Annotated in this window: 11 protein-coding genes; 10 read left to right on the top strand and 1 reads right to left on the bottom strand. The window is 60.4% G+C overall.

Going from position 1 to position 14,695, the window contains the following annotated elements:
• The first annotated feature begins 35 nt into the window (after nucleotides 1-35).
• From dnaE to ispD, 8 genes are all read left to right on the top strand, one after another.
• Nucleotides 36-3,557, top strand: coding sequence for a DNA polymerase III subunit alpha (dnaE, locus tag ACOZJV_RS14955; protein ID WP_078470076.1), 3,522 nt, complete (start codon nucleotides 36-38; stop codon nucleotides 3,555-3,557).
• A 152-nt stretch (nucleotides 3,558-3,709) separates the two neighbouring features.
• Nucleotides 3,710-4,657 carry an acetyl-CoA carboxylase carboxyltransferase subunit alpha gene (locus ACOZJV_RS14950; protein WP_078470077.1) on the top strand — a complete coding sequence of 316 codons (948 nt, stop codon included), beginning with the start codon at nucleotides 3,710-3,712 and terminating at the stop codon, nucleotides 4,655-4,657.
• Between the two features lie 120 nt (nucleotides 4,658-4,777).
• The gene (gene tilS / locus ACOZJV_RS14945) at nucleotides 4,778-6,094 is read left to right on the top strand and encodes a tRNA lysidine(34) synthetase TilS (protein ID WP_421547957.1); all 1,317 of its coding nucleotides are present in this window, start codon (nucleotides 4,778-4,780) and stop codon (nucleotides 6,092-6,094) included.
• Nucleotides 6,095-6,368: 274 nt separating this feature from the next.
• Nucleotides 6,369-8,000 carry a CTP synthase gene (locus tag ACOZJV_RS14940; protein WP_020296606.1) on the top strand — a complete coding sequence of 544 codons (1,632 nt, stop codon included), beginning with the start codon at nucleotides 6,369-6,371 and terminating at the stop codon, nucleotides 7,998-8,000.
• Nucleotides 8,001-8,006: 6 nt separating this feature from the next.
• Nucleotides 8,007-8,852: a 3-deoxy-8-phosphooctulonate synthase gene (gene kdsA / locus ACOZJV_RS14935; protein ID WP_020296605.1), complete on the top strand. Its 846-nt coding sequence runs from the start codon at nucleotides 8,007-8,009 to the stop codon at nucleotides 8,850-8,852.
• A gap of 156 nt (nucleotides 8,853-9,008) precedes the next feature.
• Nucleotides 9,009-10,298: a phosphopyruvate hydratase gene (eno, locus tag ACOZJV_RS14930; RefSeq protein ID WP_078470079.1), complete on the top strand. Its 1,290-nt coding sequence runs from the start codon at nucleotides 9,009-9,011 to the stop codon at nucleotides 10,296-10,298.
• Between the two features lie 172 nt (nucleotides 10,299-10,470).
• Nucleotides 10,471-10,749: a cell division protein FtsB gene (ftsB, locus tag ACOZJV_RS14925; RefSeq protein ID WP_011059544.1), complete on the top strand. Its 279-nt coding sequence runs from the start codon at nucleotides 10,471-10,473 to the stop codon at nucleotides 10,747-10,749.
• Nucleotides 10,746-11,453 (top strand): 2-C-methyl-D-erythritol 4-phosphate cytidylyltransferase, encoded by a 708-nt coding sequence (ispD, locus tag ACOZJV_RS14920; protein ID WP_078470080.1) that lies wholly within the window; start codon nucleotides 10,746-10,748, stop codon nucleotides 11,451-11,453. Before ftsB ends, ispD begins: the two co-directional genes overlap by 4 nt.
• 160 nt (nucleotides 11,454-11,613) lie before the next feature.
• Here the strand turns inward: ispD and ACOZJV_RS14915 are convergent, their stop codons facing one another.
• Complete coding sequence (locus tag ACOZJV_RS14915) at nucleotides 11,614-12,513, bottom strand: LysR substrate-binding domain-containing protein (RefSeq protein ID WP_421547956.1); 900 nt, start codon at nucleotides 12,511-12,513, stop codon at nucleotides 11,614-11,616.
• A 108-nt stretch (nucleotides 12,514-12,621) separates the two neighbouring features.
• Between ACOZJV_RS14915 and ACOZJV_RS14910 the strand changes: the two genes are divergently transcribed.
• The gene (locus ACOZJV_RS14910) at nucleotides 12,622-13,734 is read left to right on the top strand and encodes an S-(hydroxymethyl)glutathione dehydrogenase/class III alcohol dehydrogenase (protein WP_020296601.1); all 1,113 of its coding nucleotides are present in this window, start codon (nucleotides 12,622-12,624) and stop codon (nucleotides 13,732-13,734) included.
• A gap of 93 nt (nucleotides 13,735-13,827) precedes the next feature.
• Nucleotides 13,828-14,673, top strand: coding sequence for an S-formylglutathione hydrolase (fghA, locus tag ACOZJV_RS14905; RefSeq protein WP_078470082.1), 846 nt, complete (start codon nucleotides 13,828-13,830; stop codon nucleotides 14,671-14,673).
• The last annotated feature ends 22 nt before the right edge of the window (nucleotides 14,674-14,695 follow it).

Here is a 14,695-nt window from a genome sequence, read left to right as displayed (position 1 = left end):
GCCTTGTTGTTTTTGTGCTTACTTACAGGATCACTATGCCGGCTTCATTCGTTCACCTGCGCCTGCACACTGAATACTCACTGGTCGACGGTCTGGTGCGGATCAAGCCGCTGGTCAAGACGCTGGCCGGCATGGGCATGCCCGCCGTGGCGGTCACCGACCAAAACAACATGTGTTCCCTGGTCAAATTCTATAAAGCCTCCATGGGCGCGGGTATCAAGCCGATCTGCGGCGCCGACCTGTGGCTGTCGAACAAGGATCCGGACAACCCACTGAGCCGGATCAGCCTGCTGGCAATGAACGCCGTCGGCTATCGCAACCTGACCGAGCTGATCTCCCGCGGTTTTATCGATGGGCAGCGTAATGGCCAGGTGATTATCGAGCGGGAGTGGGTGGCCGAGGCCGCGGACGGCTTGATCATGCTGTCGGCCGCCAAGGAAGGTGAGATCGGCATCGCCTTGATCAGTGGTGACCTGGCGGAAGCCGAGACCCTCGCTCGCGATTGGATGGCGGTGTTCCCGGATCGCTTCTATCTGGAAGTCCAGCGCACCAATCGTCCGAATGACGAAGAGCAGTTGCACGCAGCCGTGGCCCTGGCCGACAAGCTCGGTGCACCGTTGGTGGCGACCAACGATGTGCGTTTCATCAAGCAGGAAGACTTCGAAGCTCACGAAACCCGTGTTTGCATTGGTGAGGGCCGCGCCCTCGACGATCCGCGGCGTTCGAAGAACTACAGCGACCAGCAGTACCTGAAAAGCGCCGATGAGATGGCCGAACTGTTCAGTGACTTGCCCGAGGCGCTGGAGAACTCGGTCGAAATTGCCAAGCGCTGCAATATCGAGGTCAAGCTGGGCACTCACTTCTTGCCCAACTTCCCGATTCCCGATGGCATGACCATCGATGAGTATTTCCGCAAGGTCTCGTTCGACGGCCTGGAAGAGCGGTTGTCGGTGCTGCTGCCCAAAGACACGACCGAAGACTACGAAGCCCGGCGCCAGGTGTACGTCGATCGCTTGAATTTCGAGCTGGATATCATCATCCAGATGGGCTTCCCCGGTTACTTCCTGATCGTTATGGACTTTATCCAGTGGGCCAAGAGCAACGGTGTCCCGGTAGGTCCGGGCCGTGGATCGGGTGCCGGGTCCCTGGTGGCCTACGTGCAGAAGATCACCGACCTCGATCCGCTGGAATATGACCTGCTGTTCGAACGTTTCCTCAACCCGGAACGGGTCTCCATGCCCGACTTCGACGTCGACTTCTGCATGGACGGTCGCGACCGGGTGATCGACTACGTGGCTGAGAAGTATGGCCGCAACGCGGTCAGCCAGATCATCACCTTCGGTTCCATGGCCGCCAAGGCTGTGGTGCGGGACGTGGCGCGGGTCCAGGGCAAGTCCTACGGCCTGGCGGATCGCCTGTCGAAGATGATCCCGTTCGAAGTCGGCATGACCCTGGAAAAAGCCTACGAACAGGAAGAGATCCTGCGCGACTTCATCAAGGTCGATGAGGAAGCGGCGGAAATCTGGGAGATGGCGCGCAAGCTTGAAGGCGTGGTGCGCAACGTCGGCAAGCACGCCGGTGGCGTGGTTATCGCGCCAACCAAGCTGACCGACTTTTCGCCGATCTATTGCGACGAAGAAGGCGATGGCCTGGTTACCCAGTTCGACAAGGATGACGTCGAGGCCGCGGGCCTGGTGAAGTTCGACTTCCTCGGTCTGCGGACCCTGACCATCATCGATTGGGCCCTCAAGACCATCAACCGCGAGCGGGCCAAGGTCGACGAAGAGCCGCTGGATATCGCCTTCATCCCGCTCGACGACAAGCCGACCTACAGCCTGCTGCAAAAGGCTGAAACCACGGCGGTGTTCCAGCTTGAGTCGCGAGGCATGAAGGAGCTGATCAAAAAGCTCAAGCCCGACTGTCTGGAAGACTTGATCGCACTGGTGGCCCTGTTCCGTCCGGGCCCTTTGCAATCGGGCATGGTGGATGACTTCATCAACCGTAAGCACGGTCGCGCCGAACTGGCCTACCCGCACTCGGATTACCAGTACGAAGGCCTCAAGCCGGTACTGGCACCGACTTACGGCATCATCCTGTATCAGGAACAGGTGATGCAGATCGCCCAGGTCATGGCCGGTTACACTCTCGGTGGTGCGGACATGCTGCGCCGGGCGATGGGTAAGAAAAAACCCGAGGAAATGGCCAAGCAGCGTGGCGGTTTCATTGAGGGTTGCGCCACCAATAATATCGACCCGGACCTGGCGGGTAACATTTTCGACCTGGTGGAGAAGTTCGCCGGTTACGGCTTCAACAAATCCCACTCCGCGGCCTATGGCCTGGTGTCGTACCAGACCGCCTGGCTCAAGGCTCACTACCCGGCGCCGTTCATGGCTGCGGTGCTCTCGGCGGATATGCACAACACCGACAAGGTCGTGACCTTGATCGAGGAAGTGCGGATCATGAAGCTGCGCCTCGATGCGCCAGACGTGAACACCTCGGAGTTCAAGTTCACGGTGAACGACGAAGGTCGGATCATTTATGGCCTGGGGGCGATCAAGGGGGTTGGCGAAGGGCCGGTAGAGGCCATTACCGAGGCGCGCCAGGCCGGGCCGTTCAAGGACCTGTTTGATTTCTGCGCCCGCGTGGACCTCAAGCGTATCAACAAGCGCACCCTTGACGGTTTGATCCGCAGTGGCGCCCTGGACCGACTGGGCCCATATTTCCACGATGAGCCCAAGGCCTATCAGGCCAACATCGACCAGAACCGGGCGGTGTTGCTGACCGCCATGGAAGAAGCGATCAAGGCGGCCGAACAGACGGCCCGGACCCACGACAGCGGCCACGCCGACCTGTTTGGCGGCCTGTTCGTGGAAGAAGACGCCGATGTCTACGCCAATCACCGCAAGGCCAAGGAGCTGACCCTCAAGGAGCGCCTCAAAGGCGAGAAAGACACCCTGGGGCTGTACCTGACCGGTCACCCGATCGACGAGTATGAAGGTGAAATCCGCCGTTTTGCCCGCCAGCGCATCATCGATCTGAAGCCTGCGCGGGATACCCAGACCGTGGCGGGGATGATTATTGCCCTGCGGGTCATGAAGAACAAAAAGGGCGACAAGATGGGCTTCATTACCCTGGACGACCGTTCGGGGCGGATTGAGGCTTCACTGTTTGCCGAGGCCTTCCATTCGGCGCAGTCCCTGCTGCAGACCGACGCGATGGTGGTGGTCGAGGGCGAGGTCAGCAACGATGACTTCTCCGGCGGCCTGCGCCTGCGGGTCAAGCGCGTGATGAGCATGGAGGATGCGCGGACCAACCTGGCGGAAAGCCTGCGGCTCAAGGTTCATACCGAGGCCCTCAAGGGTGATCAGCTACGCTGGTTGGGCGAGCTGCTCAAGCGTTATCGCGGTGCCTGCCCGGTGACCATGGAATATGCCCGGGATGATTCCAAGGCCTTGCTGCAGTTCGGCGAAGGCTGGCGAATCGACCCGGCGGATGCATTGATTCAAGCCCTGCGTGACCAGTTCGGGCGAGACAACGTCTTCCTCCAATACCGTTGACGGTCAGCGGGCATTCCTTGCGTTATCGGGTTTGCCCTGACCTCGACCCGGATTTTAATCTCGACCTGAACGCGCCTGTCCCTTAAGGTAATGCGCGAATAGACAACCGGCCGACCCAAGCTCTCTTGGATGTCGACCCAAGACGGACGCCTATGAACCCGAATTTTCTAGATTTCGAACAGCCGATCGCCGACCTGCAAGCCAAGATCGAAGAGTTGCGCTTGGTCGGTAATGACAATTCGCTGAATATCGGCGATGAGATCTCCCGCCTGCAGGATAAAAGCAGCACGCTCACCGAGGACATCTTCGGCAAGCTGACCAGCTGGCAGATCGCTCGTCTGGCGCGTCACCCGCGTCGTCCGTACACCCTGGACTACATCGACCACATCTTCACCGAGTTCGACGAGCTGCATGGCGACCGTCACTTCTCGGACGATGCTGCCATTGTCGGCGGGGTTGCCCGTCTGGATGACCAGCCGGTGATGATCATTGGTCACCAGAAAGGCCGCGAAGTCCGCGAGAAGGTTCGTCGCAACTTCGGCATGCCGCGTCCGGAAGGCTACCGCAAGGCCTGCCGCCTGATGGAAATGGCCGAACGCTTCAAGATGCCGATCCTGACCTTTATCGACACGCCGGGCGCCTACCCGGGTATCGACGCCGAAGAGCGCAACCAGAGCGAAGCCATTGCCTGGAACCTGCGTGTCATGGCCCGCCTGAAGACCCCGATCATCGCCACGGTCATCGGCGAAGGTGGTTCTGGCGGTGCATTGGCGATCGGCGTTTGCGACCAGTTGAACATGCTGCAGTACTCGACTTACGCGGTTATTTCCCCAGAAGGTTGCGCGTCCATCCTCTGGAAAACCGCCGAGAAAGCCCCGGATGCCGCCGAAGCCATGGGTATCACTGCCGAGCGTCTCAAAGGCCTGGGCATTGTGGACAAGGTGATCGGCGAGCCTCTGGGGGGCGCACACCGTGACCCAGCAGCCGCTGCTGCCTCGATCCGTGCCGAGCTGACTTCGCAGTTGGCGATGCTCAAGGGCATGGACACCGAAACCTTGCTCAAGCGTCGTTATGACCGCCTGATGAGCTACGGTCTCTGATACGCCGTCGCTCCTTCTTGTAGGAGCGAGCTTGCCTGCGGTCCGGACGCGGCGGTGGATCCCTTCACCGCTCCAGCGTCTGCAGCAGGCAAGCCCGGCTCCCACAGGTCCTGTCCGTTGATGAATCACCTATCTGCCCAATTGCTGCATCGCCTGGCTCCTTGGCGTGACGCCTGCGCCTGGCGTATTGCCTATTCCGGCGGTCTGGACTCCACCGTCCTCCTGCACCTGCTTGCCGATCTGGCGCAACAACACCCACTTCCACCGTTGACTGCCCTGCATATCCACCACGGTCTACAGGCTGCGGCCGATGCCTGGCCGGCCCATTGTCAGTCCGTGTGCGACGCGCTGGGGGTGCCCTTGCAGGTCATGCGCGTGCAAGTGCAAGTGGGCGCCAGCCTCGAGCGTGCGGCCCGTGATGCGCGTTACGGCGCCTTTGAGCGCGCAACAGCTGACAACGAGTTGCTGCTGACTGGGCAGCATCGTGACGATCAGGCGGAAACCTTGTTGTTTCGGCTGTTGCGCGGCGCGGGGGCAAGAGGGCTGGCAGCGATGCCTGAATCCCGCCCTTTGGGCCTGGGATATTTGCTGCGGCCGTTGCTGGATGTATCGCGGGCCGAACTGCTGCGTTATGCCGATGAGCGTGGATTGAGCTGGATCGAGGATCCCTCCAATCTCGATCAGCAGTTTTCACGCAATTACCTGCGCCACGCGGTGCTTCCCCAGCTCACTGCTCGCTGGCCTCGGGCACTGGCCAGCATGGCGCGCAGCGCGGCGCACTTGAGTGAGGCTCAAGGGCTGCTCGATGAGCTGGCGCAGATGGATCTTGCTGCGGCCGATACTGCCAGCGACGTCAGTTGGTTGCGCCTGCCGTCACTGGAGTTGGCACCCCTGCAAGCGCTTTCTCCCGCTCGCCAGCGCAACGCCCTGAGCCACTGGCTGAGCCTTCGCAGCCGTTTGCCGGATAGCGAGCACTGGTTGGGTTGGGAGACGCTACGCGATGCGGCGCAAGATGGGCATCCGATCTGGCGCCTGGCGGATGGCGAACTGCATCGAGCCTGCGGGCGGTTGTGGTGGTTGGCGGGCGCCTGGTTGCGCCCGATGCCTGATGCGCCATCCTGGGCAGACGTTTCCCGACCGCTGGTGCTACCGGATAACGGGCAGTTGCATATCACCGGCCAGGGGCCCAGGGGACCGTTGCAGGTGGCTTATCGTCAAGGTGGCGAAGTCATGCATTTACCGGGTCGAGGCCATCGCGACCTGAAGCGCTTGCTCAATGAAAGTGGCCTGCCGGCCTTTGCCCGTGGCAGATTGCCGCTGCTGTATCAGGGCGAGCAGTTGTTGGCGGTGGCAAACCTGCCAGGTCTTGTCGCAAACGCCCATGGTTGTTGGCAATTGCATTGGCAGCCGCCGACGAGCGATCAAGGTTTGAGCTGAAAGGCCCTTTCCGGTAGACTACGCTCCCTTCTTGATACAACTTCTGTGGATTCGCCTGAATTGCAGAAGTTGCCGATTACCAAGCAGTCTTTGCTGGGCGATTCCAAAAAATGTGTAGCGAGCAACGTACCGGTGTTTTTGCATCCGGTCTGTCACAACGCGGCGGTTTTTTCGAAAGATGCACTGTGATTAATGCAGGTGATCGGGGGCTTCGGCCTTCCTTCGCTTTCCCCGGCGGCTCGGACCGCTTTAACGCAGACTTCTAGGGTTTTTCATGACGCGCTACATATTCGTCACGGGCGGTGTTGTTTCTTCATTGGGGAAAGGCATTGCCTCGGCTTCATTGGCGGCCATCCTGGAGGCGCGGGGACTTAAGGTCACCATGCTGAAGCTGGACCCGTACATCAACGTCGACCCGGGCACCATGAGCCCGTTCCAGCACGGTGAAGTGTTCGTCACCCACGACGGCGCCGAGACTGACCTGGACCTGGGCCACTACGAGCGGTTCATCCGCACGACCATGACCCAGAACAACAACTTCACCACCGGCCGTGTCTACGAGCACGTGCTGCGCAAAGAGCGCCGTGGTGATTACCTGGGCGCGACCATTCAGGTGATTCCGCACATCACCGACGAGATCAAGCGCCGGATCATCAAGGGCGCCGGCGATGCCGACGTGGCCATGGTTGAAATCGGTGGCACCGTGGGTGACATCGAGTCCCAACCGTTCCTCGAAGCCATCCGCCAGTTGCGTTTCGAAGTCGGCGCCAAGCGCGCGATGCTGATGCACCTGACCCTGGTGCCATACATCGCCACCGCCGGCGAAACCAAAACCAAGCCGACCCAGCATTCGGTCAAGGAACTGCGTTCCATTGGCCTGCAGCCGGACGTACTGGTATGCCGCTCCGATCACCCGATCGACATCTCGTCGCGTCGCAAGATCGCCCAGTTCACCAACGTTGAAGAGCGTGCGGTGATTGCACTGGAAGATGCGGACACCATCTACAAGATCCCGGGCATCCTGCACTCCCAGGGCCTGGATGATTTCGTCGTCGAGCGCTTCGGCCTGCAATGCGGCAGCGCTGACTTGTCCGAGTGGGAAGCCGTGGTTGACGCCAAGCTGAACCCGGAACACGAAGTCACCATCGCCATGGTCGGCAAGTACATGGAGCTGCTGGACGCCTACAAGTCGCTGATCGAAGCCATGAGTCATGCCGGCATCAGCAACCGGACCAAGGTCAACCTGCGCTACATCGATTCCGAAGACATCGAAAACCAGGGCACCGCGCTGCTCGAAGGTGTCGATGCCATCCTCGTACCTGGCGGCTTCGGTCTGCGTGGCGTGGAAGGCAAGATCACCGCCGTGCAATACGCTCGTGAAAACAAGGTGCCGTACCTCGGCATCTGCCTGGGCATGCAAGTGGCCGTTATCGAGTTCGCACGTAATGTGCTGGGCTGGAAAGATGCCAACTCCACCGAGTTCGATCGCGCCAGCGGTCACCCGGTCGTGGGCCTGATCACCGAGTGGGAAGATGCCACCGGCGCTGTCGAAACCCGCACCGAGGCTTCCGATCTGGGCGGCACCATGCGCCTGGGTGCCCAGGATTGCCTGCTGGAGCCGGGTTCCCTGGTTCACGATTGCTACGCCAAGGACGTGATCGTCGAGCGTCACCGTCATCGCTACGAAGTGAACAACAACCTGCTGCCGCAAATCATGGAAGCCGGCCTGAAAATCTCCGGTCGTTCCGGTGATGGCGCGCTGGTTGAAGTGGTTGAAGCACCGGATCATCCATGGTTCGTCGCTTGCCAGTTCCACCCTGAGTTCACCTCGACACCGCGCGACGGTCACCCGTTGTTCAGCGGTTTCGTCAAGGCGGCCTTGGCTCAACACCAGAAGAAGGCATAAACCCTGATGGCCCAGAAGATCATCCGTGTAGGCGATATCGAGATTGCCAACGACAAGCCCATGGTGCTTTTCGGTGGCATGAACGTGCTGGAAAGCCGCGACATGGCGATGCAGGTCTGCGAAGAGTACGTCAAGGTGACCCAGAAGCTTGGGATCCCTTACGTGTTCAAGGCCAGCTTCGACAAGGCCAACCGTTCCTCCGTGACCTCTTACCGTGGCCCCGGCCTGGAAGAGGGCATGCGGATCTTCCAGGACATCAAGCAAGCCTTCGGCGTGCCGATCATCACCGACGTCCACGAGCCTGACCAGGCGGCGATCGTCGCTGAAGTCTGCGACATCATCCAGTTGCCGGCCTTCCTGTCGCGTCAGACCGACCTGGTGGTCGCGATGGCCAAGACCGGTGCGGTGATCAACATCAAGAAAGCCCAGTTCCTTGCGCCCCAGGAAATGAAACACATCCTGAGCAAGTGCGAAGAAGCGGGTAACGATCAGTTGATCCTCTGCGAGCGCGGTTCCAGCTTCGGCTACAACAACCTGGTCGTCGACATGCTCGGCTTCGGCATCATGAAGCAGTTCGAATACCCGGTGTTCTTCGACGTGACCCATGCCCTGCAGATGCCGGGTGGCCGTGCCGATTCGGCGGGTGGTCGTCGGGCCCAGGTCACCGACCTGGCCAAGGCCGGTATCAGCCAGTCCCTGGCTGGCCTGTTCCTGGAAGCCCACCCGGACCCGGACAACGCCAAGTGTGACGGTCCTTGCGCCCTGCGCCTGGACAAGCTTGAGCCGTTCCTGGCTCAGCTCAAGGCGCTGGACGAACTGGTGAAGAGTTTTCCGACGGTAGAAACCGCCTAAAACCGATTTCTCCGGTAAAGTACCGCACGATTATTTCTCAGGCCCTCGGGCCTGAGCCTTATCGTCTGCAAGCCTGCCCGCTGCCCATCACTTGCCGACGGTAAAGAGATTTCCTACAGCTGCGTCGTTTTCGTCAACTTTGGAGTGTTTACAACAATGGCAAAAATCGTCGACATCAAAGGTCGTGAAGTTCTCGACTCCCGTGGCAATCCCACCGTCGAAGCGGACGTGCTTCTCGATAACGGCATCATCGGTAGCGCCTGCGCGCCGTCCGGTGCTTCCACCGGCTCGCGTGAAGCGCTCGAGCTGCGTGATGGCGACAAGAGCCGTTATCTGGGCAAAGGCGTGCTCAAGGCTGTAGCCAACATCAACGGTCCGATCCGCGACCTGCTGCTGGGCAAAGACCCAAGTGACCAGAAAGCGCTGGATCACGCGATGATCAAGCTCGACGGCACTGAAAACAAAGCCACCCTGGGCGCCAACGCGATCCTCGCTGTATCCCTGGCTGCGGCCAAGGCTGCTGCACAGGACCAGGACCTGCCGCTGTACGCCCACATCGCCAACCTCAATGGCACCCCAGGCGTGTACTCGATGCCGGTTCCAATGATGAACATCATCAACGGCGGCGAGCATGCCGATAACAACGTCGATATCCAGGAATTCATGGTGCAGCCGGTTGGCGCCAAGTCTTTCTCGGAAGGCCTGCGCATGGGCACCGAGATTTTCCATCACCTCAAGGCTGTGCTGAAGGCCCGTGGCCTGAGCACTGCAGTAGGTGACGAAGGTGGTTTCGCGCCGAACCTGGCATCCAACGAAGACGCTTTGAAAGTGATCTCCGAAGCCGTGGCCAACGCCGGTTACACCCTGGGCACTGACGTGACCCTGGCTCTGGACTGCGCGGCCAGCGAATTCTATGAAGACGGCAAGTACAACCTGTCCGGTGAAGGCCACGTATTCACTTCCGAAGGTTTTGCCGACTACCTCAAAGGCCTGACCGAGCGCTACCCGATCATCTCCATCGAAGACGGCCTGGACGAGTCCGACTGGGCCGGCTGGAAAGTCCTCACCGACAAGATCGGCGAGAAAATCCAACTGGTAGGCGACGACCTGTTCGTGACCAACACCAAGATCCTGAAAGAAGGCATCGACAAGAAGATCGCCAACTCGATCCTGATCAAGTTCAACCAGATCGGCACCCTGACCGAAACCCTGGAAGCCATCCAGATGGCCAAGGCCGCCGGTTACACCGCCGTCATCTCGCACCGCTCCGGTGAAACCGAAGATTCGACCATTGCCGACCTGGCCGTGGGCACTGCGGCTGGCCAGATCAAGACCGGTTCGCTGTGCCGTTCCGACCGAGTTTCCAAGTACAACCAATTGCTGCGCATCGAAGAGCAATTGAATGGCAAAGCCAAGTACAACGGTCGCAGCGAGTTTCGCGGCTAAGCGGTAGATGGTAAAAAGACACCGGATTGTGTCGGAAAAATCGCTATAGCGGCTTTTTTGCCTCTAATCTGATGCCTTATGAGCACAAGCCTGGTTCTTCCAGGCTTCGTGCTATCAGTAGGTTCGAAGTTGTGGGCATGGCTGTCTTTTTTCACTGGATACCCGATATTCGATGCGCAGTCCCAATTGGTTGTTCCTCGTCTTGCTCTTGCTGCTGGCTGGCCTGCAGTACCGCCTGTGGGTGGGGAATGGCAGTTTGGCGCAGGTAGCTGACCTGACTCAGCAGATTGCCGATCAGCACGCCGAAAACGAGCGTTTGCTGGAGCGTAATCGCGTACTCGATGCGGAAGTCATGGAGTTGAAAAAGGGCATGGAGACCGTTGAAGAACGGGCTCGCCATGAGTTGGGCATGGTCAAGGAGGGCGAGACCCTCTACCAGTTGGCCCAATGATCGAGCGTTTGCCGGCCTTCTGGGCCGTGATTCCTGCCGCGGGCGTTGGTGCCCGTATGGCCGCGGACCGCCCCAAGCAGTATTTGCAGCTGGGTGGACGCACTATTCTTGAACACAGCCTCGGCTGTTTCCTCGACCATCCTTGCCTCAAGGGGCTGGTGGTCAGTCTCGCTGTCGACGATCCCTTCTGGCCGACCCTGGCCTGTGCCCATGACTCGCGGATTCAGCGCGTGGACGGTGGGCAGGAGCGCTCCGGTTCGGTCCTCAATGCCTTGTTGCACCTGCATGCCCAGGGCGCGGCGGATGAGGACTGGGTGCTGGTGCATGACGCGGCTCGGCCCAACCTGACCCGCGATGACCTGGACAAGCTGCTCGGTGAATTGGCGGACGACCCCGTGGGTGGCTTGCTTGCCGTGCCGGCTCGGGACACCTTGAAGCGCGTCGACAAGCACGGCCGTGTGGTGGAAACCGTCGATCGCAGCCTGATCTGGCAGGCCTACACGCCACAGATGTTTCGCCTGGGCGCCTTGCATCGGGCATTGGCTGACAGCCTGGTGGCGGATGTGCTGATCACCGATGAAGCCTCGGCAGTGGAATGGTCGGGCCAGGCGCCACGCCTGATCGAAGGGCGTTCGGACAACATCAAAGTCACCCGCCCCGAAGACCTCGAATGGCTGCGCCAGCGCTGGGCCAACCGCCGCTGATTGCGTAGCAGCGAACCACCTAGGTACACGTAAGGGCCAGCGCAGCCTGTGGCGGCTACATACGTAGTCCCCGTAGCCGCTGCCGAACCTGCGCTGGCCCTGATCAACACCGGCTCTCTCCCAGATTCAGCCCAACGCCCAAGAGGCCCCGCGTCAGCCGCTACAAATCTTGGTACTCGGGGCGTTGGACCAGGCCTTGCTTGAGGTAATCCACCAGCTTGCGCACCTTGGGCGACAAATGCCGCTGTTGTGGATACAGCGCCCAGACGGCGGTATTTGGCGGTTGGTGGGCCTCCAGCAGGGAGATCAACGTACCGCGGCGCAGGTGTTCGAGCACGTAGTAGTCCGGCAGCTGACACAACCCAACCCCTTGCAGCGCCGCGTCCAGTACTGCCTGCCCACTGTTGCAGCGCCAATTACCCTGCACCCGCTGGGAAAACTCCCGCCCGTTCTGTTCCAGTTGCCAGATATCCGAGCTGCCAATCAGGCAATTGTGTCGGCTCAACTCCGACAGGCTATGGGGGCGCCCGTAGCGCTCCAGATACGATGGCGAGGCGCACAGGAACATGCGCCGCGGCGCCAGGCGCGTCGCCACAAGGCGTGAATCCTGGAGTCGCCCCAGGCGAATCGCCAGGTCCAGCCCCTCATGCACCAGGTCCAGTGGGCGGTTGCTGAGTTCGATGTCCACCCGCAGTTGCGGATAGAGGCCCATAAAGCGGGTCACCAGCGGCACGATAAAGCGCTCGCCATAAGCCACGGCGCAGGTCATGCGCAGCATGCCTTTGGGCTCGCTGGTCAAATCACCCACGGCGCGCAACGCTTCCTCGCGGCCGTCCTGCAGGCGCTGGCAATGTTGAAGAAACGTCTGACCTGCCTCGGTCAAGGTGACGCGGCGGGTACTGCGGTAGAGCAGGCGAGTTTGCAGGCGCTCCTCGAGGCGGGCAATTTGCCGGCTGATATGGGAGGAGGACACCCCCAGGCGCTCGGCTGCTGCAGTGAACTGGCTGTATTCGGCCACTGCGACAAACTCGTCGATGCCCTCCCAGCGGTTTTCACTCATGTCAATTATCCCTGTACAGCAATAATGTTTTGCTTTTGCTTGGATTATTAATCGTTCAGCGGTGTTTTACACTGCGCGTCTCGTTTTTATTCATTGGAGACCCCCAGGATGATCAAGTCGCGCGCTGCCGTTGCCTTCGAGGCCAAGAAGCCTCTCGAAATCGTCGAAGTCGATGTGGCCATGCCCAAGGCCGGTGAAGTCTTGCTGCGGGTGGTCGCTTCCGGTGTGTGCCATACCGATGCCTACACCCTGTCCGGCGCTGATCCGGAAGGTATCTTCCCGTCAATTCTGGGGCACGAAGGCGGGGCCGTGGTTGAAGCCATCGGTGAAGGCGTGACTTCGGTTGCAGTGGGCGACCACGTCATCCCGCTGTACACCCCGGAATGCGGCAAGTGCAAATTCTGCCTGTCGGGCAAGACCAACCTCTGTCAGGCAATTCGCGCCACCCAGGGCAAAGGCCTGATGCCGGACGGCACCACGCGCTTTTCCTACAAGGGTCAGCCGATCTTCCATTACATGGGCACCTCGACCTTCTCCGAATACACCGTGCTGCCGGAAATCTCTGTCGCCAAGATCCCGAAAGAAGCACCACTGGAAAAAGTCTGCCTGCTGGGCTGCGGTGTCACCACCGGTATCGGCGCAGTGATCAACACCGCCAAGGTCAAGCCCGGCGATACCGTGGCCATCTTCGGTCTGGGCGGTATCGGCCTGTCGGCCGTGATCGGTGCGGTCAAGGCCAAGGCGGCGCGGATCATTGCTATTGATATCAACCCGGCCAAGTTTGAAATCGCCAAGCAACTGGGCGCTACCGACTGCGTCAACCCGAAAGACTTCGATCGTCCGATCCAGGAGGTCATCGTCGACATGACCGATGGCGGGGTGGACTTCTCCTTCGAATGCATCGGCAACGTGCAGTTGATGCGTGCGGCGCTGGAATGCTGCCACAAGGGGTGGGGCGAGTCGGTGATCATCGGCGTTGCCGGTGCCGGCCAGGAAATTTCCACCCGTCCGTTCCAGTTGGTCACCGGGCGTGTCTGGCGCGGTTCGGCCTTTGGTGGCGTGCGCGGTCGTTCCGAGCTGCCAAGCTACGTAGAAATGGCCCAGAGCGGCGAGATCCCGTTGGACACCTTCATCACCCACACCATGGGCCTTGAAGACATCAACAAGGCTTTCGACCTGATGCATGAAGGTAAAAGCATTCGTACCGTCATTCATTTCTGAGGAGCAGCGGGGAGTTGCAGGCTGTCAGCGGCAAGTGGTTCCAGCGGTCTTGCCACTTGAAGCTGATGGCCTGCAATTGCCTCTGGAGGCCCTATGAGCTTGGAAAATATTTCGTGTCAAAAGAGCTTTGGCGGCTGGCATAAGCGCTACAAGCACCACTCCCAGGTCTTGGGCTGCGACATGGTGTTTGCCGTATACCTGCCGCCACAGGCGGAGGCGGGGAGCAAGCTGCCGGTGCTGTACTGGTTATCCGGGCTGACCTGCACGGATGAAAACTTTATGCACAAGGCCGGCGCGATGCGCATGGCTGCAGAACTGGGGCTGATCATCGTTGCCCCGGACACCAGCCCCCGTGGCCCCGGCGTGCCGGCGGATCCCGACGGTGCCTGGGATTTCGGCCTGGGCGCCGGGTTCTACCTCAATGCAACCCAGGAGCCCTGGGCCCAGCACTATCGGATGCACGACTACGTGGTGCAGGAGCTGCCGGCATTGGTCGAGGCGCATTTCCCGGCCTCGGACAAGCGCGGTATCAGTGGGCACTCCATGGGCGGGCATGGGGCCTTGGTCTGCGCCTTGCGCAATCCCGGGCGCTACCTGTCGGTGTCGGCCCTTGCGCCGATCAGTAACCCGATGGATTGCCCATGGGGCCAGAAGGCCTTCTCCCGTTACCTGGGCGAAGAGCGTTCGCGCTGGCGTGAGTGGGATGCCAGCGTGCTGATCGCCGAAGCCAGCGAGAAGCTGCCGCTGCTGGTGGATCAAGGCGATCGGGATGATTTCCTGGCGACCCAGCTCAAGCCGGAAGCCTTGCAGCAGGCGGCAAAGGCCGCGGGTCATCCGCTGACCCTGCGTTTGCAACCGGGCTACGACCACAGCTATTTCTTCATCGCCAGTTTCATCGACGACCACCTGCAGCATCACGCGCGTGCTCTTAGCGCCTAATGTCCGACAAAGCAGGTAGAAT

Source organism: Pseudomonas sp. QD4 (genome assembly GCF_049199125.1).
Taxonomy (GTDB): Bacteria; Pseudomonadota; Gammaproteobacteria; order Pseudomonadales; family Pseudomonadaceae; genus Aquipseudomonas.
This window is presented reverse-complemented; position numbering and strand designations above follow the sequence as displayed.